Here is a 23,771-nt window from a genome sequence, read left to right on the forward strand (position 1 = left end):
GAGGACAGCTGAGCTCCAGGTGCTCGGCGTGAACGGACGCAACCCGCCACCGATCGATTTCACGCTCGGCACGGACAGCTCGGCAAAACAATGCCCGAGGGCGCGCCCGGTCAGACCGGACGCGCCCTCCGCGTGCACCGGACCCTCTGGGCGGGTCCGCATCCACTGTCAGTCGATCAGCGCGGGCTCCTTGGCACGCTCCGCAGATTCCACAACCGGCGGAACCTTTCCGTTCCGCTGGTGCAGCCAGTTCGCCACCGCCAGCAGCGCCACAAGCGAGAAAGTGCTCAGCAGCTGGGGGCGTGAGTCCTCGCCGATGAAGCCCACCGTGAAGATCGCCGCGAGGATGAGCAGGCCAAAGCCCGTCAGCCACGGGAAGCCGGGCATCCGCAGGGGAAGCTCCGTCCCCTCGCGGTCGGCGCGGAGCCGCAGCGCGAGCTGGGCCAGGAGCGCGGACGTCCACACCAGCAGGCAGGTCGAGCCCACAATGTTGAGCAGGACGGGAAGGACCTGATCGGGGAACGCCAGCTCCAGCCCGACCGTAACAACGCCGAAGGCGACGCTGGCCAGGACTGCGATAACCGGGACCCGTGCCTTGGACACCGAGGCGAGCAGGCGCGGCGCATCGCCCCGCTCGGCGAGGGAGAACGCCATCCGGGAGGCGCCGTAGAGGTTGGCGTTGAGTGCGGAGAGCAGTGCCACCACGGCCACCAGGGTGATGGCGGTGGCTGCGCCGGGCATGCCGGCGGCGTCCAGTACCGCCGCGAACGGGCTCTTCAGCCCCGCCGAACCCACGGGAACCACGGCCGCAATAATGAAGATGGAACCGATGTAGAAAACCAGGATGCGCCACAGCACCGTGCGGACCGCTTTCTTCACGCTGCGGGCCGGCTCGGCGGTCTCAGCTGCCGCCACGGAGACAATCTCGGTGCCGCCGAACGCGAAGGCCACCACGAACAGTGCCGTGGCAATCCCGGCGAAACCGCTGGGTGCGAAGCCGGCACCGGTGAAGTTGGACAGGCCCGGCGACTGCACTCCCGGCAGCCAGCCGAAGAGCAGGGCTGCGCCCACCAGGAGGAACCCGACGATTGCTGCCACCTTGAGCAGGGCGAACCAGAACTCGAACTCGCCGAAGTTCTTCACACTGGTGAGGTTCACGGCGGTGAGCAGCACGATGAACACTAAGGCCATCAGCCACACCGGCAGGGCCGGGAAGATGGTGGCCAGCAGGCCTGCCGCGCCGAGCGCTTCGGCGGCGATGACCACCACGAGCTGCAGCCACCAGAGCCAGCCCACCGTGGCACCGGCCACCGGCCCGTAGGCCTTGGCGGTATAGACGGAGAAGGCTCCGCTGTCCGGGTTGGCGGCGGCCATCTCGCCGAGGGCCCACATCACCAGGATGATGAGGGTGCCGGCCACGAGGTAGGAGATCAGCACGGCCGGGCCGGCGGCCTGGATGCCGGCCCCGGAGCCGATGAACAGGCCCGCACCGATGGCGCTTCCCAGGCCCATCATCGTGAGCTGGCGGGGTTTGAGTGTGGTGCCGAGCGGGCGGCCAGACGTCTTTGTCTGTTGTTCCATGGGGAGTCCTCTGGTTGTGGAACGGATTGATAAGGGTCAGAAAGTTCCTAAGCTGCGTGGGCTTCCAAAACCCGGAGCACGCGGTTGTTGGCGGCGGGGCCGGCAACGGTGATCCGCACCCCGTCACATTGGTAGGCCCGGACCATGATGCCCGCGCGGTCAAACGCATCCACGAGCCTTGCCTGGAGGCTCTCATCCGCACGGATCCACAGGAAGTTGCCCTGGCTCGGCGGCAGCTTCCAGCCTTGGGCTTCGAGCTGCGCGGCCATCCGGGCGCGCTCCTGCGTGACCGCGGCCACCCGGGTTTCCATCTCCGCTCCGGCGTCCAGCGACGCGACGGCGGCCTTCTGGGCCAGCGCGCTCACGGCGAAGGGAAGGGCGGTCCGGCGCAGTCCCTCAGCGATGGCCGGCGCCGCCACGGCGTAGCCCACGCGCAGGCCGGCGAGGCCGTAGGCCTTTGAGAAGGTGCGGAGGATGCAGACGTTGGGGTACTGGCGGTAGAGCGCCAGGGAATCGGGGCCTCTGCCCGCTTCGGCGTATTCCACGTACGCCTCGTCGATCACCACGAGAATGTCGGAACGGACAGAGTGCAGGAAGGCCTCGATGCGTTCGTGGCTGATCGGCACGCCGGTCGGGTTGTTGGGGGTGCAGAGCAGGATCACCTTCGTGCGGGCGGTCACGGCCGCAGCCATGGCATCAAGATCGTGGCCTTCAAAGATGTCCAGCGGAACGCGGACCGGCCGGGCGCCGGCCAGCTCCACCAGGATGGGGTACGCCTCGAAGGAGCGCCACGCGAAGATCACTTCATCCCCGGCATCGCACAGGCCGGTGATGATCTGCTGGAGGACGCCCACGCTGCCGGGTCCCACCGCGACCTCTCCGGCGGTGACGCCGAAGTGGCTGGCGATCCGTTCACGGAGTTCGACGGCGGCACTGTCGGGGTAGCGGTTCATGGTACCGGCCGCTGCGGCCACCGCGGCGGCGGCAGCGGGCAGCGGCTCGTAGTGGCTTTCGTTGCTGGCAAGGGCAGCAACGTCCATGCCGGCGCTGCGCCGGCCCGGGACATACGGCGGGAGGCCGGACACAGCGCCACGAAGGGCGGGGAGTGCGGCGTCCGGTGCGGTGAGGAGCTGATCACGGGTCATGAGGACTGATCATGGTTGTGACTCCGCCCACAATGCAAGGTACGCTCAACCCATTGGGACTTCTGCTCAACTTCTACTGTCTCTGGTGAAAATATGACCATCCTGCACCCCCGCACCCTGGATTCACTCGATGGCAGGATCATCCTGGCCCTGGATAAGGATCCGGAGGCCAGCGCCCTGGCACTCTCCCGGACACTCGGCGTCGCACGGAACACGGTCCACGCCCGGCTGGCACGGCTCGAGCGCAGCGGCGCCCTCCGCTCCTTCAGCCGGCGGCTGGATCCCGCCGCACTCGGCTATGAGCTGATGGCTTTCCTCTCCCTGTCCATCAGCCAGACCCGGACAGGTGCGGTGGAGGACGGGCTCGCCGCGATCCCGGAGGTCATCGAGGTGCACGCCACTACCGGCGACGCGGACCTCATGGCCAAGGTGGTGGCACGCGGCACGGCGGATCTCTATCGCATCACCAACCAGATCCTGGAAATCGAGGGGATTCAACGGACCAGCACGGCCATCTCCGTACTGGAGCTCATGCCGCCCCGCTACGACGGCCTGCTGAGCCGGCTCTCCGAGCAGGAGCCGCACACTGCCGGCTAAGTGCGGGTGACGCGGGCCACAATTGGTCATATTTTCAGTTAAGCCTCTTGTGCTTGCCAAATCTCCTAGCCAGACGTGACTCCCTTGCCTATTTGGGGACCAGCGCACAAGATTCCTGCATGACTACTCTCACCGTGTCCGGCCGTGTGGCGCAGATTCTCAGCAGCTATCTCAGCGATGTCTTCGGCGTCATGGGCAACGGAAACGTCTACTTCCTGGACGCCGCGGAAAAGCTGGGCCTCCGCTTCTCCGCCGTCCGCCATGAAGGCGCCGCCATCGCCGCGGCCGACGCCTACTACCGGACGTCGGGACGTCTCGCCGCGGGCACCACCACCTACGGCCCCGGCTACACCAATGCACTGACCGCCCTCGCCGAGGCGGTCCAGGCGCAGATCCCCGTCGTGCTGGTTACCGGGGACGCCCCCACCACCGGCGCCCGGCCCTGGGACGTGGACCAGGCGGCCATCGCCGCAGGCCTCGGCGCCGCCACGTTCACCGTCACCCGCGACGCCGCGGGTTCCATCACCCGGCAGGCGGTGGAGTACGCACTCACCAAGCGCACCGCCGTCGTGATTGCCATCCCCTATGACCTCGCGGCCCTCGAGGCTGCGGACGAGGAACTTCCGGCGGCACCGGCACGAATGGTGACGGACGACGTCGACGGCGGCCTTGGGCAGGTAGCCCGCCTGCTCGCCGGGGCGAAGCGGCCGCTGATCCTCGCTGGCCGCGGCGCGCACCTCGCCGGAGCCAGCCCGGAGCTGCGGGAGCTCGCCGACCGCCTCGGCGCCGTGACCGCCGGAACCGCCTTGGCGCTCAACCTCCTCGAAGGCGAGGGGTACCTCGGCGTGGCGGGCGGCTTCGGCACTGACACCGCAGCCGGGCTCATGGGTGAGGCCGATGTGGTCCTCGTGGCCGGGGCAAGCCTGAGTGCCTTCACCATGCGGTTCGGGCACCTGCTCGGCCCGGACAGCACCGTCATCCAGATCGACACCGCCCTGCAGCCGACGCACCCGCGGGTGGATACGTTCGTCAGCGCGGACGCGAAGTCTGCGGCCGGACACCTCCTGCGGATGCTGGAGGGCGCGGCCTCGCCGGACGCCGGCCGCGGCGGAGCGTGGCGCGCGGAAGCCCGCAAGCGGCTGGCCGAAGGACCGGCCCACCACCCGGGCTCCGAGGAGACCGCGGACGGCCGGCTGGACCCGCGTTCCCTGGCCACCGCGTTGGACGCCGTGCTGCCGGAACGGCGCACGGTGGTCCAGGACGGCGGGCACTTCCTCGGCTGGGCACCGATGTACTGGAACATCCCCCGGCCCCAGGACCTGGTGATGGTGGGGACCGCCTACCAGACCATCGGGCTGGGCCTCGCCAGCGCCGTCGGGGCAGCCCGCGCCGTGGAGGAAGGCCGCACCCTGGTGCTGGCCTCCGGCGACGGCGGTTTCCTGATGGGCCTGTCCGACCTCGAATCGCTCATCGGCGCGGCAACCAGCGCCGTCGTCGTGATCTACAACGACGCCGCCTACGGCGCCGAAATCCACCAGTACGGCTCCCAGGGCCTGACCGAAAAGCCCATGCTGATCCCCGAGGTGGACTTCAGCGGCGTCGCCCGCGCTTTGGGTGCCGAGTCCGCGATCATCCGCTCCTTGTCCGACCTTTCCGCGTTGCAGGACTGGATCGATGCCGGCGCGAAGGGAACCTTCGTGGCCGACTGTCGCATCACCTCCAGCGTTCGGGCCCCGTGGCTGAGCGAGTGGATGGAGGCCTCGCGGGCGGCGAAGGCGGCGGTGGCTAGCTAGTCAGCCCGGCAGGCCGGGAAGGAATCAGGCACGCCGGGCGGGTCCGTTTCCCGGCAGGAGTCTGCAGTCACCTCAGACACCTCGGCGGCGGCCCCGGAGGTTTCATGCCTGGGTTCCTTCGGCTGGAACCCACGCGCCGCCGTCGTCCGCCTCTCCCGGGACCACGCCCTTAAGGCGTCGGCAAGCGCGATCCTCTGAAGGACGGGCGGTGATGGGCCCACGGGATCAGGGCCTCGATGGCCGCGCCGACCCGGAACACGCTGCCCTCGGCGAACGGGTGCCCCACCACCTGCACGCTTGTGGGCACGCCGTCGGCCGCGAAGCCGCTGGGCACAGCGAGCACCGGGCACCGGTTGGCCACGTTGAACGGGCTGGTCAGGTGCGCCTCCCAGTAGTGCTCCAGGTGCCGCCCGCCGGCGTCGATCCCGGCGAGGTAGTCCCCCGCGGCGTCCAGCGACGCGACGCCGGACGTCGGGCACAACAGCGCGTCGAACCCGGACATCGCCGCGGCGAGCTCTGCCTGGATCCGTGCGTCCATCGCCAGGCCCTCCGCCAGCGTGTTCCGCGCCGCGGCGGCCGCTGCGTCGGCGATGAACCGGGTGGTGTAGGCCGCCACCGGGGCGTCCCCGCCAGCGAGCTCCGCGGCCATGGCCGGTCCCAGGATGTGGCCGAAGTGCGTGAAGATGGTCTCCCGGACCCGGTCCGTGGTCCACGGCAGCGCGACCTCGACGACGTCGGCGCCGGCGTCGCGCAGGGCGGCGGCCACGGCGCGGGTGTTGGCCTCCACGGCAGGGTCGATCGGGAAGTCGCCGAGGGTCACACTCAGCGCGATCCGCATTCCTGCGACGGGCGCGTGGGCTGACGGGATCGGCTCCCCCGCCGGGACCGTGGAGTGGTCCCCGGCGTCGGGCCCGGACATGACGTTGGCCAGCAGCGCGGCGTCGGCGACGGTGCGCGCCATCGGCCCGTCCCCGCGGTACCAGTCCGCGGACAGCGGCGGCGCGCCGGGCACGCGGCCGTAGGGCGCCTTGTACCCAACCGTGCCGGTGAAGCCGGCGGGGATGCGCGTGGAGCCGGCGATGTCGCTGGCGGTGGCCAGCGGCGCGAACCCCGCGGCCAGCGCCGCGCCGGCACCGCCGGAGGAGCCGCCGGGCGAGCGGTCCAGGTTCCAGGGGTTGCGGGTCACGCCCCACAGCGGGCTGTGCGTGACGGTGGCGCAGCTGAACTCGGGGGACGCGGTGCGCGCGTGCACGATCCCGCCCGCGGCCCGGATCCGCGCGACCACCGGGTGGTCCGCGGCAGCGATCCGGCCGCGATGGGAGCCCAGGCCCTGTTCGATCGTCCGCCCGGCGAGCGCATGCTTCTCCTTCGTCGCCACCGGCAGGCCCAGCAGCGCGGGCAGGGCGCCGGCGTCGTCCGCGGACCGGGCGTAGCGCGCCTCCGCCAGCCGCGCGGCGGCGAGCGCGTCGTCGAAGAGCGTCTCGGTGAGCGCGTTGACCTCGCCGTTGACCTCCCCGGTCCGGGCGATGACCGCGTTCATGAGCTCCACGGGCGAAAGCTCGCGGGCCCGGAACAGGCGCAGCGCGGTGGCGGCGTCGAGGTAGTGGAGCTCCTCCATTACGCGCCGGCCCCGCTCGCGGCCTCGACCGGCTCGCGGTCCCCCGCGAGCGCGCCGAGGACCATTTCCCAGACGACGCCGGTAATCGCGTCGACGCCGGCGACCATGTCCGCGTCGGTGGTGAATTCCCGCTCGCAGTGTGAGACGCCGTCCACGGACGGACAGAACAACATGACGGTGGGCACGATCCGGTTCAGGGCCACCGAATCGTGGCCGGCCATGGTGCGGATGCGGCGCGCGCGCAGGCCTAGGTCCGCGGCAACCTTCTCCGCGAGCTCGAGGCCCTCCTCCGGGTAGCGCTGGATGCCGCGGACATCGAAGTCCTTGACGTTGATGCGGATCTCGTGCTCCGCCGCGAGCGCCGCGATCTGCTCCAGGAGCGTCGCGCGGGCCGCCTCGACGGTCTCCGGGCTGGCCGAGCGCAGGTCCGCGACCAGGTGCACGCGGCGCGGGACCACGATCGGGGAGTTGGGTTCCAGGGTCAGCTGGCCCACGGAGGAGACCAGGGCCTCCTCCTCGAAGTCCCTCGTGACGTCGTGGACCATGAGAACGATCTTCGACGCGGCGACCAGCGCGTCGTGCCGGTCCGCCATGGCGGTGGCGCCGGTGTGCGACTGCTCGCCGAGCACCTCGATGTCCAGCTTCTGCGTGTGCCAGGAGTAGTCGACGGCGCCGATCGCGTAGCCTTCGCGCTCCAGGATCCGGCCCTGTTCGATGTGGATCTCCGCGTAGCCGGCGACGTCGGGGCGCTCGTCCGTGCCGAGGTAGCCGATAGCCTCCAGCGCCTCGCGGACGCTGGTGCCCTGGAGGTCCTGGACCGCGAGCATGCGCTCCTGGTCCATCAGCCCGGCGAAGACCGAGCTGCCCATGATGGAGGGGGCGAAGCGGCCGCCCTCCTCGTTGAACCAGTTGACGACGGCGAGGTTGAACGGTGGGCGGGCGCCCTCCGCCCGCACGCGCTCCGCCACCCGCTCCGCGGCGTGCAGCCCGGCGATCACGCCGTACGCGCCGTCGAACCGGCCGCCGAGGGGCTGGGAGTCCAGGTGCGAGCCGATGAGGATGTACGGGGCTCCCGGATGGAACTCGATGAGGGCGAACATGTTGCCGATCCCGTCCACCCGGGTCTCCCAGCCGCGCTGCCCGGCGAAGGCGGCGAACCAGTCGCGGCTGATCTTGTCCTCGGCGGTGGCCGCCTGGCGGTCGACGCCGTGGTTCTCGGTGGCCCCGAAGGTGGCGACGTGGTGGAAGTCGATCAGGAATGCTTGGGCGTTCACGGTGGTTCTCCTTGTGCGTGAGGTGCGTTCGGAAGGGTGCAGGCTTGCCTGCCGCTAGTGCAGGTTGCCGCGCGTCTCGGGGACCTTGGTCAGCGTCAGCAGCAGCAGGACGATCACAGCGGCCACGGCCAGGTAGATGCCGGGGGCGAGGTTGTTGCCGGTGGCGCCGATCAGCGCGGTGCCGATGAACGGCGCGGTGCCGCCGAACAGGGCGTAGGCCAGGTTGTAGCTCACGGCCGCGGAGGTGAAGCGGGTGCGGGTCGTGAAGATCTCGACGAAGAAGGTGTAGCAGCCGCCGCCGTAGATGCAGAGCGGGACGACGAACAGCAGCTGGCCCAGGATCGCCAGCGTCAGCGAACCGCTGGTGACGAGCATGAAGCACGGGACCGCGAAGACGGCGATGGCCGCGGCGCCGGCGATCAGCATGGGCTTGCGGCCCACCTTGTCGCCGATCCTGCCGCAGATCGGCAGCAGGATCGCGTAGAAGAGCAGCGCCGCGGCGTTGGCCATGAGCGACTGTTCGCGGGTGAGGTTGCCGCTGGTCTGCACGAACGGGACGAAGTAGCCCACCAGGAAGTAGAAGCCCATGGCGGTCAGGCCCATGACGAACACGACCTGCACCATGCGCAGGCGGTTTTCGCGGAAGGCCTCGCGGACCGGGCTGTACTCCTTGGACTGCTCGGCTGCGGCGACCTGCTTGAACGCCTGCGACTCCTCGGTGCGGGAGCGGATCCAGAGGCCGAACACGGCCAGTGGCAGGGCCAGCAGGAACGGCACGCGCCATCCCCAGTTCATGAAGGCGTCGGCGCTCATCGACTGGCTGAGCACCAGGATCAGGATGCCGGCGAACACGGACGGCAGCGCGGTGGCCGCGAGCGTGATGTTCAGCCAGAAGCCGCGGCGGTCGACGGGGGCGTGCTCGAACACGAACGCCGGGGCGCCGACGGACTCGCCGCCGGCGGAGAAGCCCTGCAACAGGCGGCAAAGAACCAGCAGGATCGGGGCGAGCGCGCCGATCTGGTCGAACGTCGGGAGCAGGCCGATGCCCGCAGTGGCGACGCCGATCGTCAGCAGCGTGATGTACAGGACCTTGCGCCGCCCGATCTTGTCGCCGAGGGCGCCGAAGAACAGACCGCCGAGCGGGCGGATGAAGAACGCGACGCCGAACGTCGCGAAGACGGAGAGTAGGGCGACGACCGGGCTCTGGCTGGGGAAGAAGAGCTGGGAAAGCACCACGGCGGAGAGTCCGTAGAGCGAGAAGTCGTAGAACTCGATGAACTGCCCGACGCTCCCTCCGGCGAGGACGCGCTTCTGCAGACCGGTGGACTTCCGTCCCGTGTTGAACTCGACGGTGGGCGCGGAGCCTGAGCCGGGGCCGGTCGCGGGGGCTGGCTGCTGTGTGGTTGTCATGGATTCAACCGTACGGAGGCGCGGTTACCGGGGGCGCCCACGGTGTTTCGGGATGGTGAATTTGTCGGTGCGTTGTTGTTTCGCGTTCCGGCGCTGTGGCCGGGGGTTCGCGAAACACCGTGGAAACGGTGGTCCTGCTCGGGCATCGTGGTCTCCTGGTGGGGTGGTGGCCCTTCCCGGTGCGGATCCGCGCCGTTGCGGCGTCCGCGCGGTGCCCGGCTGCGCCGGGTCCGGGAAGGGGAGTCGTTGGTCAGCCCAGTCTGCGTGACCCCGGTCACACGTGTCTAATTGATTCTCTAGCTGGTTCGCATCGAGAAAATCGATGACTGGGCGGGCTCCAGGTCAACCGCGGGTGGCCCCGTAAAGCCGAAGGCACACCTCCTCGAAGGCGAGGGCGCGGCGAGTTGGGCGGACGCCGTCGGGCCGGACCAGCACCACGGCGATCGACGGCAGGTCGTCGGCGAGCGTAAGCGGGACGATCCGGTCACCGACGTAGGTCAGCTGGTGGTGGATGCGCTGGTTGAGTACGGAGTAGCCGTGCCCCTTCCCGACGAACGCCCGCACCGTCTCGTACCCCGTGGCCCGGTGGCGGATCCGAGGTTCGACCCCGGCCAGGCGGAAGAGGTGCAGGAAGTACTCCCGGGTGTGCGGCAGGTCCAGCAGGATCAGCGGCTCGGTGGCCAGCTCGGAGAGCCACACCAAGCGGTCCGCGGCGGCGGCCAGCGGATGCCCCGCATGGACGATCACGTGCGGCGGGACGCGCTCGACGACGTGCGTGGTGAACCCCGCCTCCAGTCCGATGTCGTACATCAGCGCCACGTCGCAACGCCCCTCGGCGAGGGCCCGCTGGACGAACTCCTGGTCGCCCTCGAGGAAAGAGACGTGCACGCGGGGGTGGCTGCGCTCGAACGCGGAGAGGATCACCGGGGCGCGGAACGGCGCCAGCGGGGCGAACAGGCCCACGCGGAGCTCGCCTTCGAGCGCGTCCGCCTCCCCCGCGACCAGCGCATTGATCCGGTCGGCCTCCTCGAGGAAGGGGCCGAGCTCGCGGGCCAGCCGCCGGCCGGCGTCGGTCAGGCGCAGCCCGCGCCGCGGCACCCTCACGAACAGGGACGCGCCGACCTCGCCCTCGAGCTGCGCGATCGCGGAGGACAGCGTGGACTGGGTGACGTTTAGGCGCAAGGCCGCCTCGGTCATATTCTGCGTCTCGGCGACGGCGGCGAAGTAGCGGAGCTGGACGAGCGTGAAGGGCTTGGTCACTCCCCCATTGTGCCCGTCACCGCGCGCCGGGCTGCGCACCGGGGTGCGAGCCGAGCCGCGAGACCAGGACGGCGACATGCAGGGAGGCGCGGGATTCGGCGTCGTCCAGGGGTACGCCCAGGCGGCGCTCCAGCCGGTCCAGACGCGCGTAGAGCGCCGGGCGGCTGACCAGCTCCCCGCGCGCCAGCGCTGCCTTGTTGCCGCCGGCGGCCAGGAACCGCTCGAGCAGCCCCAGCTCGGCCGGGGCCAGGCCGGCGAGCTCCGATTCCGCGAAGGCGCGCACGCGCGGGTCCTCGCGCAGGACGGCCAGCAGCCCGCGCAGCCGCACGTCCGCGGAGCGGTGGTACGGGCGCCGTGCGCGCTCGGCGGCGGGCAAGGAGGCGGCCCCCTGCGCGACGTGCCCCGCCTCGTCGAGACCGAGGGCCGCGTCCAGCAGCGAGGCCTGCGTACGCCCGACGCCCACGGTCCACCAAGGACCGCCGCCGGGACCCTCTCCGGCGCGACCCGCGCCGCCCGCTTGCCCCGAACCACCGCTTGCGTCGAGGTCGGTCCGCGCCAGGCCGGCGCAGACGCGGGCCAGCAGGGGGTCCTCGAGCTGACGGGCCGGCAAGGCCAGCAGCAGCCCGACCTGGTCCGAGTGCAGCCGAGCCACCAGCGCCGAGGCCCGCGCGGCGGACACCACCCGGGCGAGCGCGTCCATGACCAGCCGTCCGCGGCGCTGGGCCTCGAGCGGCCCGCCGCGTCCGGCGTCGAGCGCGAGCACCACGGGGACATACGCGACGCCGGCGACCAACCCCATGGCAGCGGCCCGGTCCAGGGCCTGCTTCTCCGTCAGCGTCCCGGGCTGGCGCAGCTCGTTGACCAGCACGGCCTCGGCCTGGCGGGCCACCTCGCGCTGGTCCCGCTCGGCCATGTGGTGGATGGCCAGGGCCTGGGCGGCGCGCTGGAGGACCATGGCCGCGGCGGCGTCGTCCGGCGGGGTCCCGGGGGCGGCGAGGCGGCCCCAGTCCTGCCCGGCCCCCACGACCGGGGCGGTCAGCGTGTCCGCCGTGGCGGCCCCGGCCCGGCGGCTCGCCCAGTCCGCGGCGAGCGCGCCGGCGCCCTCCCCCGCGTGCAGCACGGTCCCGTCCGGGGACTCGAACAGCACGGGGCGCCCCGCCAGCCCGGCCGCGGCGGCGACGATTTCCCCGGCCCCGGCGTTCTCCACGCTGAGGGCGGTGAAGGCCTCGTGTACGCGGCGCGAGGCCTCCAGCTGCCGCACCTGGTCCGCGACGATCATGCGGTGGACGGTCTCGGTGACGCCGACGAACCGGATCCGGCGGCGCAGGAGCACCACGGGGAGCCCCGCCGCCCCCGCGACCCCGCGCAGCAGCGCCGCCGTCGCCGGCCGGTCCCCGAGGATCTCGAAGGCGATGCCCGCCGCGCCGGCCTCGCGGAAGCCGCGCAGGTGCGAGACCATGGCGGCCGCGCTTAGCGGGGTCCCGCCGTCGAACGCCTGCCCGGTGCTGAGCACGAACTCCCCGCCCTGCAGGAGCACCGACGCCCCGGCCTGCTCGGAGACGTGGACCCAGCGGACGGGGGCGTCGAGGCCCTCGGCTCCGGCGAGGAGCTCGGGGTCCGCGGCCTGGAGTTCGGGGAGGGCGAGGAGGGTCCGGACGCTGAGCTGCATGGACACAGTGTAACTATTCTTCGCGGATTTCCGACACAGTGCCCGTTGTGTGGGGCGGGGCCGGCGGACAGGATGGGTGCAGGGCCGCACGGCCGAACCCCACCCCCGATCCCCAGGAGTGACGATGACCATCACCCAGCAGTCCGCCCGCCCCGAGGCCACCTCCGGCGCGCCGACCATCCTCCACTGGATCGGCGGCGCCGCCACCGCAGCTGGCTACGAGCGGACCGCAGCCGTCACCAACCCGGCCACCGGCGAGGTCTCCGGCCGCGTGGCGCTGGCCCGCAAGCAGGACGTGGACGCCGCCGTCGCCGCCGCGGCCGCCGCGTTCCCGGCTTGGCGCGACACCTCCCTGGCCCGCCGCGCGCAGGTCCTCTTCTCCTTCCGCGAGCTCCTGAACTCCCGCAAGCACGAGCTCGCGGCCATCATCACGGCCGAGCACGGCAAGGTCCTCGACGACGCGCTCGGCGAGGTCACCCGCGGCCAGGAGGTCGTCGAATTCGCCTGCGGCATGCCGCACCTGCTTAAGGGCGGCTTCACCGAGGGCGCGTCCACCAACGTCGACGTGCACTCCCTCCGCCAGCCGCTGGGCCCCGTGGCCATCATCTCCCCCTTCAACTTCCCGGCCATGGTGCCCATGTGGTTCTTCCCGCTGGCGATCGCCGCTGGCAACACGGTCGTGGTCAAGCCCAGCGAGAAGGTCCCCACCGCCACCGCGTGGATGGCCGAGCTGTGGAAGGAGGCCGGGTTGCCTGACGGCGTCTTCAACGTCGTCAACGGCGACAAGGAGGCCGTGGACGCGCTCCTGGACAACCCCTCCATCAAGGCGGTCTCCTTCGTCGGGTCCACCCCGATCGCCCAGTACGTCTACTCCCGCGGCACCGCCAACGGCAAGCGCGTGCAGGCCCTCGGCGGCGCCAAGAATCACATGGTGGTGCTGCCCGACGCCGACCTGGACCTGGCCGCCGACGCCGCGGTCAACGCCGGCTTCGGCTCCGCGGGAGAGCGCTGCATGGCCGTCTCCGCGCTGGTCGCCGTGGGCGACATCGCCGACGAGCTGGTCGCCAAAATCGCCGAGCGCACCCGCTCCCTGCGGACCGGCGACGGCCTGCGCGGCTGCGACATGGGGCCCCTGGTCACCGCGGCGCACCGCGACCGCGTGGCCGGCTACATCGACGCCGGCGAGACCGCCGGCGCCACGGTGGTCCTGGACGGCCGGGTCGACGCCGCTGCGACGGACCAGTTCGACGCTGAGTCCACACCCGAGGGCCCCTCCGGATTCTTCCTGGGCCCCACGCTGTTCGACCACGTCACCGTCGAGATGCCGATCTACACGGACGAGATCTTCGGCCCGGTGCTCTCGGTGCTGCGCGTGGACGCTTACGACGACGCCGTGCGGCTGGTCAACGACAGCCCGTACGGCAACGGCACCGCGATCTTCACGAACGACGGCGGCGCCGCCCGGCGCTTCCAGAACGAGATCCAGGTGGGCATGGTCGGCATCAACGTCCCCGTGCCGGTGCCCATGGCGTACTACTCCTTCGGCGGCTGGAAGAACTCGCTCTTCGGCGACACCCACGCCCACGGCACCGAGGGCGTGCACTTTTTCACCCGCGGCAAGGTGGTCACCACGCGCTGGCAGGACCCCAGCCACGGCGGCCTGAACCTGGGCTTCCCGCAGAACGACTAGCCACCCACCCACACTGCGCCCCGAAGGAGCACCATGACCGAGACACTGATTTCCACCACCACCGGCGCCGGTTCCGCTGGCACCGGGCCCACGGATGCCGAGCTGGCCGCCGGGCGCCGGGCCCACGAGCTGGACCGCGCGCACGTGTTCCACTCCTGGTCCGCCCAGGACAAGATCAACCCCATGACCGTTGTCAAGGCGGAGGGCACCCGCCTCTGGGACGGCGAGGGACGGCGGCTGCTGGACTTCTCGTCGCAGCTGGTAAACACGAACATCGGCCACCAGCACCCGAAGGTCGTCGCCGCGATCCAGGAGCAGGCCGGCAAGCTGTGCACCATCGCGCCGCAGCACGCCAACGACGCCCGCTCCGAGGCCGCCCGGCTCATCGCCGGGCTGACCCCCGGGGACCTGGACCACGTGTTCTTCACCAACGGCGGGGCGGACGCCGTCGAGCACGCGATCCGCATGGCGCGCCTGCACACCGGACGCAAGAAGGTGCTCTCGGCGTACCGCAGCTACCACGGCGGCACGCACCTGGCGATCAACGCGACCGGCGACCCGCGGCGGATCGCCAACGACTACGGGGATTCCGGCGTCGTGCACTTCTTCGCGCCGTTCCTGTACCGCTCCTCCTTCCACGCGGTCACCGAGGCCGGAGAGACGGAGCGGTCGCTGCGCCACCTGGAGGACATCATCCAGTTCGAGGGAGCGGCCAACATCGCGGCGCTGCTCCTCGAATCGGTGCCGGGCACGGCGGGCATCATGGTCCCGCCCGCCGGGTACATGGCCGGGGTGCGGGAGCTGACCCGCAAGTACGGGATCATGTACATCGCCGACGAGGTCATGGCCGGGTTCGGGCGCACCGGCAAGTGGTTCGCCGTCGACCACTGGGACGTGGTCCCGGACCTGCTGGCTTTCGCGAAGGGCGTGAACTCGGGCTACGTGCCGCTCGGCGGCGTCGCGATCTCCGGCGCGGTGTTCGACACTTTCCGCGAGCGGGCGTACCCGGGCGGACTGACCTACTCGGGCCACCCGCTGGCCTGCGCGGCGGCCGTCGCGACCATCAACGCCATGGCCGACGAGCGCATGGTGGAAAACGCCGCCGAGCTCGGCGAACGCGTGGTCCGGCCGGCGCTCGAGGACCTGGCCGCCCGCCACCCGTCCGTCGGCGAGGTCCGCGGCGTCGGGATGTTCTGGGCGATCGAGCTGGTCAAAGACCGCGGGACGCGCGAGCCGCTGGCCCCATACGGATCCTCCAGCCCGGCGATGGACGCCGTCGTCACGTTCTGCAAGGACAACGGGCTGCTGCCGTTCGCGAACTTCAACCGCCTCCACGTGGTGCCGGCGCTGAACATCAGCGAGGAGGACCTGCGAGAGGGCCTGGCGATCCTGGACCGCGCGCTGGACGTGGCGGACGGCTTCATCGACGCCCCATAGGCGCGTGGAGCCTCACCTGCCGGTCGAGTCCGTCGAGCCCGTGGAGACCCCCGGGATTTCGGCGGGCTCGAAGCCGTGGGGTGTAGCCGTCGAGGGCGTCGCCGAGATCAACGTCCGGGACCCTCTCGCCGGGCGGTGGATACGCTTCTGGGCGTGGCCGTTTGGTGGCAAGGGGTTCAAACCGCTCTCCGCAGCGGCGGACATGTCCGCCGTCGCCCGGGGTGTTCTGGCACGGAGCCAAGCGGACTGGGCGCTGGAGAACCACGACATTGTCCGTTCCGTGACACGCTTCGGCGGCGGCGAGATGGGCGCGCTGCGGGCCCGCGCCGCGCTGGTGGCGTTGCTGGGGCCCCCCGGTCCGGCGTACCTGTACCAGGGCCAGGACCTCGGCCTGCCCGAGGTGGACGTCCCGTTCGAGTCCCGGGTGGATCCGATGTGGGCCCGCGGCGGCGTCAGCCGGGACGGCACCCGCGTTCCGCTGCCCTGGACGGAAAACCCGTCACTGAGTCACGGCTTCTTGCTGGCTGAAGCTGCCGCGGAGCCGTGGCTCCCGCAGCCCGCCGGCTGGAGCACGCACGCGGTCGAACGCCAGCAGCGGGACCCGGAGTTCTCGCTCTCGCTGGTGACAATGGCGCTGGAAATGCGCCGGCTGCTGTGGAAGAACGAAGTGTTCGGCCCGGACGACGGCGGTATCTGGCGGATCGAGGCCGGGAACCTGCTGATCTGCGAACGCAGCGCCGGCTTCTTCGCCGCCGTGGCCATGGGCACCGAACCGGTGCGACTGCCGGCCGGATCCGTGCTTTTCACGAAGTCGCACTAGTGTCAAGAGAGGCCGCGGCTTTAAATGGCCTCCTTCTAGATTTGAGCTTGAAGCGCCTACCACCCCATTGGTCAACCGAATGTGGAGTACCGGACCGACGGTTACGATCTGTCGGTCTTCGCAACCGTTGCACCGTCGTATGCCAAAGTGCTCGAGGTCCGGGCCGGCCGGGCCGCCATGGTGCGGGGTTTCCTCGCCACTGTTACCCCTGCTGAGCTGTCCACGGCCCGCCGCAACCCGTGGGCCCCCGAACAGCCGGTGACTGTCCTCTCGTGCCTTCACACCATCCTCAACGAGGAGTGGGAGCACCACCGCTACGCCGTCCGTGATCTGGAAGTGATCGAGGCGGGGTCGCACCTGTAGAGCTGGCTTCGGCGACCACCCGGCGATGAAGTGTTCACCCGGGGTCCAGTTCCCCGGACACGGCAGTCCATCTCGCCTCACTAGTGTTGTCGGGTCGCCGGCGCAGCGCCGGTAACCGACACCCAGGAGGAACCAGCACCATGCGCACAGTCCTGACTGCCGCGGCCACCGCCGCGCTCATCGCCGCTCTGGCGGCCCCCGCCGTTGCCGCTTCACACGCCGAAGCCGGCTCCGCGCCGTCGTCGAACGCTGCAGCAACGGCTGCCGCAAAGGCAAAAGCCAGCATCAAGACCAACGAGAGCAACGGTTCCTTTGACCTCCAGTCGCACCGGGGAGGCCGCGGCGAGTGGACCGAGGAATCCCTGGCCGCCTTCGCCAACTCGCTGAAGCTGGGAGTGACCACCCTGGAACTGGACACCCACCTGACCTCGGACGGCAAGACCATCGTCTGGCACGACGACACCATCCAGGCCGACAAGTGCGTGGACACGGCACCGGCCGCACCGGGCGACGCCGCTTTCCCGTACGTCGGCGACCGGGTGGCCGAGCTGTCGCTGGCCCAGATCAAGACGCTGGACTGCGGATTTATACCGCTGTTGGGGTACCCGGAGCAGGACGTGATCGAGGGCAACCGGATCGCCGAGCTCAAGGACGTGTTCCAGCTGGTGCGCGACGCCGGCGCCAAGAAGGTCCGTTTCAACATCGAGACCAAAGTGGAGGACGGGAAGTCCGGCGGCGAGGGCATGGTGGCCCTGACCACGGCCGTGGTCGCCGAGATCCAGGCCTCCGGCATGGCGGAGCGCACCACCGTGCAGTCATTCGACTGGTCCTCGCTGAACCTGACCAAGAAGATCGCCCCGGAGCTGCCGCTCGTTGCCTTGTCCAGCGGCGACGCCTGGCTCCAGGTCGGCCGGCCCGGCGCCAGCCCGAACCTCGGCGGCATCGACATCGACACCTACGGCGGATCCCTCGCCAAGGCCGCGGCAGCCCAGGGCTACGACGTCATCTCACCCGCCTTCCGCTCCGTCACCCCCGGCATGATCGCGGAGGCCCACGAACTTGGCCTGCCGGTCATCCCCTGGACCGTGAACACCACGGCGGACATGCACCGCCTGATGGACCTCGGCGTGGACGGCATCATCAGCGACTACCCCACCCGCCTGCGCACCGTCATGGAGGAGCGCGGGCTGAAGCTGCCGAAGGCCTACGCACCGAAGGCCTAGAAGCACGACGGCGGGAGGTCACCCGCCAAACTCCTCGTACGAGGGGGCTGTCCGCGTTTCCATGGGGAAACGTGGACAGACCTTTCTGTGTCCGGTGGCGGTCTTGGCGACCGCCGTCGTACTTCGGTACCGCTCAGCCAACAGCCACGGCGCCGATCTGTTGCATGAGGCTCATGTTGTACGTTCTGCCCCAGCGCTCGGCCACCCTGCCGTCCTCGACACGAATGATGTCAGTGCAGTCGAAATCGACACTCTTGCCCGTTGCCGGGACGCCGGCCAGCTCCCGATGGGTGCCCGTCAGGACCACGTGGCACCCCTCCATGTTTCCGGCGCTCGACGAGGGCGCGATCCCTTTGACCTTGATATCCGGGAAAGCCGACCGCATCGTGGCCGTGCCGGCCACGCCCCAGTCCAACGGACGACGACGGCAACCACCGGATGCTGGGTCGGTTAGGGCCACCCCTGGCACCGTGCGCCATTGTTTTCCCCTTGGCCCGGCCCTACCGTGAGGGGACGGTCAGCCGAAGTGCAGGTGCGGGCATGCGGATTTTATCCTGGTCATCACTCTGGCTCCTGTTGTGCTTCCTGGCCGCGGGCATCCTCGGCGGCGCCAAACCGCCGGCACCTGCCCCTTCCGCTGCGCCGGCCACCGGACCCCCGAATCCCGAGCAGGCCTACGCGGAGTTGGACGCCTTCCTTCAGGAGCAAATCGAGGCCCTCGGAATTCCGGGCGCCGCTGTCGCCGTCGTCCAGGACGGGGTCCAGGTGCACGCCGCAGCCTTTGGCCGCGCCGATGACACCGGACGGCCGATGACCGCGCAGACACCGGTACTGCTGGCCTCCACCAGCAAGACCCTCACCGCCATCGCCGTGATGCAGCAGGTTGAGGCTGGACGGCTGCGGCTGGATGAGCCAGTGCAGACCTACCTGCCCTGGTTCACGCTGGACGACAGCCGCTCACCAACCATAACCGTCCGCCACCTGCTCCATCAGGCCAGCGGCATGGCCTCGAAGGACACGGCCTTCGAGGCCTCCGACGCGCAGGAACCGGAAGCCCTCGAAGCAGGCGTGCGGGCCCTGGCAGAATCGCCGCTGGCCGGCGAACCGGGCACGGGCTTCCGGTATGCCAGCGCCAACTTCAACATCCTGGGCCTCCTGGTGCAGACGGTCTCCGGCCAGCCGTTCGGCGACTACCTGAAGCAGCACGTCTTCGGCCCCCTGAAAATGGCGAACAGCCATCCGACGCGGGCGGAGGCCCGCGCGGACAACGCGGCTGCCGGCTACTCGCGGTGGTTCGGCGCGTGGTGGCGCCAGACCGACGTCCCCGCTCCCACCACCGGAATGCCGTCCTCCACGATGCACTCCTCGGCCAAGGACCTGAGCCACGAACTGATGGCCCTGCTCGACGGCGGCCGCTACGGCGACGCCCGGATCCTCCAGCCCGAGAGCATTGAGGCGATGTTCGAGCCACGGGTGCAGGTGAGCCAATCCCAGCGCTACGCCATGGGCTGGTTCACCCGGCCGCTGGTGGAGTCCGCCGATCCCGCAGCACCTCGCGCCCCCGATGAGACGTTGCCACTACTCCTGGAACATCAGGGGGAATGGGGCAACAGCCACACCTACCTGGCCCTGGTTCCGTCCACCCGTCTCGGCGTCGCCCTGGTCATCAACGGCAATGACACCGCTGCCCCGTCCCGGCTGAAGGCGATCGACACCAACCTCCTGCGGATTCTCCACGGCCACGCGCCGGTACCGGCGCTGGTGCACGAGGACTGGCTTCAGCGCTACAGCTGGGCGGTCGCGCTCGGACTCCTGCTGGCGGAGCTGCTGAGCCTGTGGCTGGCACTCCGGTTCCTGTTGCCGCGGGGACATGCCCCTGCCGGGAAGCGGCGGGCTCCCCTGGCCTGGGCCGCCGCGGCCCTCGCCCTCGACGGGTTTGCGCTGTGGCTGTGCCTGATCTACGCCCCCGCCCGGTTCGACACCCACCTGTTCGTCATCCTCCGCCAGTTCCCCGACGTCGGCGTCTCGCTGGTGCCGGTCCTTGCACTGACTATCCTGTGGCCGGTCCCGCGAACAGTGTGGCTGCTCCTGAGGATGCGGGCGCACACTCCCTGAGAAATCCCTAAACACGTGATCCATCAGTCACCTATTCTGGAACCGTGGACGCCGTATTCAAGGCCTTGGCCGACGCCACCCGCCGCGATCTCCTGGATGAGCTCTTCAGGAACGACGGGCAGACCCACGCCCTGGAGGCCCGCTTCGAGATGACCCGCTACGGCGTGATGAAGCACCTCAGGGTCCTGGAGCGGGAAGCGGCGTCGGAGCGGCCTCTCGACCAGGCAGCCCACGCCCGTGAGGCCCGCGCCACGGCGCAGGCCGCCCCTCACCGGTCGAACCGGAAGAAGCCTTCGACGACGATGCCCGCGCCATGCAGATGGCGGCGGCCCAGCTCCGGGAAGTCACGGACCGGCGGCAGGCCAAGGTGACTCCTGAATGGGTCAAGGCCCTCGCCAGGGAACAGCCCCCAGCCAGACCGCCTGAGCGCTGCCGGGCCCTGTCCGCGGCCACGCGCGGGCGCCTGACTGCTATCGTGAGCAAAAGAGACTGTTTGTCCGCTCATTGAGGAGCACCCATGGCGCGCACAACCCGGACCACCGACGAGCGCATCCGCCGTCTTCGCCCTTACAACCTTGTGGCTGGGTCTCTTCACCTCGTCCAGGCCATCGGCTTCGCGATCATCCTCACCATGCTGAGCACCCAGGTGACGTTCGGTGTGACCGCGGACTATATGGCAGGTCCTCCCGGCTTCCCGGTACCACCCGAGCGCGTGGAACTCTTTGCCGTCAACGTGGGTGCGGGTGTTGTCGTGTTCCTCGCCCTCTCCGCGCTGTTCCACTTCGCCGTAGCGTCGCCCATGTTTTTCCCGCGCTACGGTGCCGGGCTCCGGGCGAACCACAACTACTTCCGCTGGGTCGAATACTCGCTCAGTTCGTCCGTGATGATCTGGCTCATCGCCCAGACCACAGGGATCACCGACATCGCCGCCCTGATCTCACTCTTCGCCGTCAATGCCGCGATGATCGGCTTCGGTGCACTGCAGGAAAAATACGAGAAGCCTGGCAGCGGTAATTTCCTGCCCTTCATTATGGGCTCCATGGCCGGGGTGGTGCCCTGGATCGCGATCCTGATCTACTTCCTTTCCCCCGGGTCCACGAGCACGGTGGGGCCGCCCGCCTTCGTCTACGGCATCATCGTCTCGCTGTTCCTGTTCTTCAACACCTTCGCGATTAACCAGTGGCTCCAATACCGCCAGGTGGGTCCGTGGCGCGACTACCTCTACGGCGAACGGGTCTACATCACGCTCAGCCTCATCGCCAAGACCGCCCTCGCCTGGCAGGTGTTCTCGGGCGCCATCATCCCGGCATTGACCAGCTGACCGCACCGCGGGCGCTGGCCTCATCCTCGGCGCACCCATCGGCAACTCGTTCGGGCGCCGCCGTCGCCGTCGTCCGAGCCGCGGCCTAAGCTGGTCGCATGCCACCGACTCCGTCTCCGACGCCCATCGAGGTTTCCGTGCACACCGGCCCCGCCGAGTGGTGGCAGATTCTTGCCGCTCTGGGCCCGCTGGCGGTGCTCCTCGGGGCCCTGGTCGCCGGGGTAATCGGCTGGTGGACCCTGAAGCAGAAAGCTGAATCGGACAATCGCGCCGAGTGGTGGAAGCGGACCCAGTGGGCCCTGGACGCCGTCTACTCCGGGGACAAGAAGCGCGGCACGATCGGGCTGAAAGTCCTGAAAGTCCTGGCTGAAAGCGAACTGGCAGGCGACGGAGAGCTCGCCGTCCTGGAAGCCGCATCGGAGAGGGCACCCCACCCGGTGAAGCCCGGCGCACACGCCGTCCCCTCACAGAACGAGCCAGAAGAAGAGTTCGACGACGATGAGCTCGCCTTGCAGACTGCGGCGGCCCAGCTGCGGGAAGTGACGGACCGCCGCCTGGGCAAGGTAACCCCTGAACGGGTCAGGGCGCTCGCCCACGAACAGCCCCCCAGCCACACCGCCTGAGTCCGGCCGACCGGCTGCGGCGCGTGGACCCTGCCACGTCACGGCTGCAGGCGATCGAGAGTGCCGCTTCTAAGATGAGGCATGGACTTCGAAGGCACGCTCTGGACAATTTTGGGAGCCGGGCTGGTTCTGCTGATGCTCGTCGACGTCTTTCGAACGCTCCTTTACCCGCACGGGTCCGGTCCGGTAGGCCGGGCGATCATGCGCGGATTCTGGCTGATGTCCAGAAAACTGCGGGGCCGGGGCTCCTTCATCGCAGCACCTTTGGCCATGGCCGCTGTCATTGGCGCCTGGGCAGCCCTGGCGGCCGTCGGGTGGGCCCTGCTCTATCTGCCGCACCTGCCGGCCGGCTTTATTCATGGAGCCGGGGTGCCACAGCGGGGTGATTTTGGCGAAGCGCTCTATATCTCCCTTGTCACTCTTTCCACGGTGGGGTTCGGCGACATCGTGCCGGCGGATCCGGTGCTCAGGCTGGTTGTGGCCCTCCAGGCCGTCACCGGTTTCGGCTTGCTGACGGCAACGGTCACGTGGATCCTGCAGATGTACCCGGCCCTGAACCGCCGCCGGGCCCTTGCCCACGAGCTGAACCTGTTCAGGGAGGCTGCAGGTCCTGCAGGGGTGCTGTCCCTGGATCCCCGGCATGCCGCCGGGCTGCTGGAGTCGATGGCGGGAAACGTATCTTTGGTGAGCATAGATCTGCTGGCGTTCCACGAAACCTATTACTTCCGTGAAGTCGAGCAGCGCGGCTCCCTGCCGGCTACGGTGGCCTACGCCCAGGAGCTGGCAGCCCATGCCCAGCGCAGCGACAGCCCTGAACTCCAGTTCGCCGGCCGGATGCTCCACGCGGCGATGGACGGACTGGCGGACGTCCTTCGCGGCAAATTCGGCCATTCAGGGTCCACGTCTTCCGATGTGTTCGACAGCTACAAGCTGCACCACCGGCACGTTCGGCCTGGGGAACAAGACACAAACCAGCCCTAGACATGTGACTAATCAGTCACCTATTCTGGAGCTGTGGACGCCGTATTCAAGGCCCTGGCCGACGCCACCCGCCGCGATCTCCTGGATGAGCTCTTCAGGAACGACGGGCAGACCCTCCACGCCTTGGAGGCCCGCTTCGAGATGACCCGCTACGGCGTGATGAAGCACCTCAGAGTCCTGGAAGACGCCGGCCTGGTGGTGACCCGCCGTCGGGGGCGGGAGAAACTCCACTTCCTGAATCCGGTGCCCATCCGGCTGGTCCACGACCGCTGGGTCAGCAAATATGCCGAACCATGGGCCGCTGGCCTCAGCGACCTCAAAACCAGATTGGAAAGTCCCATGGAAAAGATCTTCGAAATCTATATCAAGACCACCCCGGAGCGGCTCTGGGAGGCCATCACGGACGGCGAGATCCGCAGCAAGTACCAGTTCGGGTCCGTCATCACCTCGGACTGGACGCCGGGATCCCGGTTTGAAATGGCACCCAGGGGCGGGGAACCCCTGGGCGAGGGCGAGAACCTGGAGGTGGACCCGCCCCGCCGGCTCGTCCAAAGCATGCGCGCGCTCTGGGGCGAGGACGTCAAGGCCGAAGGCACGTCCCGGGTCACCTGGGAGATTGAACCGGTGGGTGATTCCTGCCGCCTGACCGTCACCCACGACCAGCTCCGCGCAGGCGCCAACGAACAGCTCTACGGCGGCTGGCCGATGATCCTCTCGGGCCTGAAGACTTGGCTGGAAACCGGCGAGCTCCTCACCACTCCGGGCTCCCTCATGTACACCTGAGGCGGGCGCGACGCGGACGCCGCCGCGGCCGCCGGCGCGGGCGCCGGGCGCAACGCGGGCGCCGGGCG

20 protein-coding genes and 1 pseudogene are annotated in these 23,771 nt (G+C 69.7%); 13 read left to right on the forward strand and 8 right to left on the reverse strand.

The window, feature by feature from the left end:
- Positions 1-168: 168 nt before the first annotated feature.
- Together ACZYZ3_RS12450 and hisC are read right to left on the reverse strand one after the other, a co-directional pair.
- A complete protein-coding gene (locus ACZYZ3_RS12450) occupies positions 169-1,581 on the reverse strand; it encodes an amino acid permease (protein WP_463964130.1) in 1,413 nt (470 codons plus the stop codon).
- 47 nt (positions 1,582-1,628) lie between these two features.
- Positions 1,629-2,726 carry a histidinol-phosphate transaminase gene (gene hisC / locus ACZYZ3_RS12455; RefSeq protein ID WP_463964131.1) on the reverse strand — a complete coding sequence of 366 codons (1,098 nt, stop codon included), beginning with the start codon at positions 2,724-2,726 and terminating at the stop codon, positions 1,629-1,631.
- A 93-nt stretch (positions 2,727-2,819) separates the two neighbouring features.
- On the opposite strand from hisC, the gene ACZYZ3_RS12460 reads away from it, so the two are divergent.
- Positions 2,820-3,323, forward strand: a complete 504-nt coding sequence (locus tag ACZYZ3_RS12460; RefSeq protein ID WP_463964132.1) for an Lrp/AsnC family transcriptional regulator — start codon at positions 2,820-2,822, stop codon at positions 3,321-3,323.
- 119 nt (positions 3,324-3,442) lie between these two features.
- Complete coding sequence (locus tag ACZYZ3_RS12465) at positions 3,443-5,116, forward strand: thiamine pyrophosphate-binding protein (RefSeq protein ID WP_463964133.1); 1,674 nt, start codon at positions 3,443-3,445, stop codon at positions 5,114-5,116.
- Between the two features lie 169 nt (positions 5,117-5,285).
- Here the strand turns inward: ACZYZ3_RS12465 and ACZYZ3_RS12470 are convergent, their stop codons facing one another.
- The 5 genes from ACZYZ3_RS12470 to ACZYZ3_RS12490 all read right to left on the reverse strand — a co-directional run bounded on the left by ACZYZ3_RS12470 (position 5,286) and on the right by ACZYZ3_RS12490 (position 12,347).
- Positions 5,286-6,734, reverse strand: coding sequence for an amidase (locus ACZYZ3_RS12470; RefSeq protein WP_463964134.1), 1,449 nt, complete (start codon positions 6,732-6,734; stop codon positions 5,286-5,288).
- Positions 6,734-8,008, reverse strand: coding sequence for a M20 family metallo-hydrolase (locus tag ACZYZ3_RS12475; protein ID WP_463964135.1), 1,275 nt, complete (start codon positions 8,006-8,008; stop codon positions 6,734-6,736). The genes ACZYZ3_RS12470 and ACZYZ3_RS12475 overlap by 1 nt, the downstream gene beginning before the upstream one ends.
- 54 nt (positions 8,009-8,062) lie before the next feature.
- Positions 8,063-9,418 (reverse strand): MFS transporter, encoded by a 1,356-nt coding sequence (locus tag ACZYZ3_RS12480; protein WP_463964136.1) that lies wholly within the window; start codon positions 9,416-9,418, stop codon positions 8,063-8,065.
- Positions 9,419-9,760: 342 nt separating this feature from the next.
- Positions 9,761-10,678, reverse strand: a complete 918-nt coding sequence (locus tag ACZYZ3_RS12485) for a LysR family transcriptional regulator (protein WP_354172070.1) — start codon at positions 10,676-10,678, stop codon at positions 9,761-9,763.
- Between the two features lie 16 nt (positions 10,679-10,694).
- Positions 10,695-12,347, reverse strand: a complete 1,653-nt coding sequence (locus ACZYZ3_RS12490) for a PucR family transcriptional regulator ligand-binding domain-containing protein (RefSeq protein WP_463964137.1) — start codon at positions 12,345-12,347, stop codon at positions 10,695-10,697.
- A gap of 124 nt (positions 12,348-12,471) precedes the next feature.
- Between ACZYZ3_RS12490 and ACZYZ3_RS12495 the strand changes: the two genes are divergently transcribed.
- The 5 genes from ACZYZ3_RS12495 (at position 12,472) to ACZYZ3_RS12515 (ending at position 17,880) form a co-directional block, all read left to right on the forward strand.
- Entirely contained in the window at positions 12,472-14,037 is a 1,566-nt protein-coding gene (locus tag ACZYZ3_RS12495; RefSeq protein ID WP_463964138.1) for a CoA-acylating methylmalonate-semialdehyde dehydrogenase, read from the forward strand.
- 33 nt (positions 14,038-14,070) lie between these two features.
- Positions 14,071-15,474 carry an aspartate aminotransferase family protein gene (locus tag ACZYZ3_RS12500; RefSeq protein ID WP_463964139.1) on the forward strand — a complete coding sequence of 468 codons (1,404 nt, stop codon included), beginning with the start codon at positions 14,071-14,073 and terminating at the stop codon, positions 15,472-15,474.
- 4 nt (positions 15,475-15,478) lie between these two features.
- Positions 15,479-16,294 carry an alpha-amylase family glycosyl hydrolase gene (locus tag ACZYZ3_RS12505; RefSeq protein ID WP_463964140.1) on the forward strand — a complete coding sequence of 272 codons (816 nt, stop codon included), beginning with the start codon at positions 15,479-15,481 and terminating at the stop codon, positions 16,292-16,294.
- An 81-nt stretch (positions 16,295-16,375) separates the two neighbouring features.
- Positions 16,376-16,657 carry a DinB family protein gene (locus ACZYZ3_RS12510; protein ID WP_463964141.1) on the forward strand — a complete coding sequence of 94 codons (282 nt, stop codon included), beginning with the start codon at positions 16,376-16,378 and terminating at the stop codon, positions 16,655-16,657.
- Positions 16,658-16,797: 140 nt separating this feature from the next.
- Complete coding sequence (locus ACZYZ3_RS12515) at positions 16,798-17,880, forward strand: glycerophosphodiester phosphodiesterase family protein (protein ID WP_463964142.1); 1,083 nt, start codon at positions 16,798-16,800, stop codon at positions 17,878-17,880.
- 133 nt (positions 17,881-18,013) lie between these two features.
- Here ACZYZ3_RS12515 and ACZYZ3_RS12520 read toward each other — a convergent pair whose 3' ends face one another.
- A complete protein-coding gene (locus ACZYZ3_RS12520) occupies positions 18,014-18,349 on the reverse strand; it encodes an ester cyclase (RefSeq protein WP_463964143.1) in 336 nt (111 codons plus the stop codon).
- A 71-nt stretch (positions 18,350-18,420) separates the two neighbouring features.
- Between ACZYZ3_RS12520 and ACZYZ3_RS12525 the strand changes: the two genes are divergently transcribed.
- The 6 genes and pseudogenes from ACZYZ3_RS12525 (at position 18,421) to ACZYZ3_RS12550 (ending at position 23,703) form a co-directional block, all read left to right on the forward strand.
- On the forward strand, positions 18,421-19,995 hold the full coding sequence (locus tag ACZYZ3_RS12525; RefSeq protein ID WP_463964144.1) for a serine hydrolase domain-containing protein: 1,575 nt from the start codon (positions 18,421-18,423) through the stop codon (positions 19,993-19,995).
- A 44-nt stretch (positions 19,996-20,039) separates the two neighbouring features.
- Positions 20,040-20,186: pseudogene (locus ACZYZ3_RS12530) on the forward strand (ArsR family transcriptional regulator); the annotation flags it as partial.
- Positions 20,187-20,512: 326 nt separating this feature from the next.
- Positions 20,513-21,316: a heliorhodopsin HeR gene (gene heR, locus ACZYZ3_RS12535; protein ID WP_463964145.1), complete on the forward strand. Its 804-nt coding sequence runs from the start codon at positions 20,513-20,515 to the stop codon at positions 21,314-21,316.
- Between the two features lie 98 nt (positions 21,317-21,414).
- A complete protein-coding gene (locus ACZYZ3_RS12540) occupies positions 21,415-21,939 on the forward strand; it encodes a hypothetical protein (RefSeq protein WP_463964146.1) in 525 nt (174 codons plus the stop codon).
- 81 nt (positions 21,940-22,020) lie between these two features.
- Positions 22,021-22,920, forward strand: a complete 900-nt coding sequence (locus ACZYZ3_RS12545) for a potassium channel family protein (protein WP_463964147.1) — start codon at positions 22,021-22,023, stop codon at positions 22,918-22,920.
- A 33-nt stretch (positions 22,921-22,953) separates the two neighbouring features.
- On the forward strand, positions 22,954-23,703 hold the full coding sequence (locus tag ACZYZ3_RS12550) for an ArsR/SmtB family transcription factor (protein ID WP_463964148.1): 750 nt from the start codon (positions 22,954-22,956) through the stop codon (positions 23,701-23,703).
- Positions 23,704-23,771 lie beyond the last annotated feature (68 nt).

It is taken from the genome of Pseudarthrobacter linnaei (assembly GCF_055412825.1).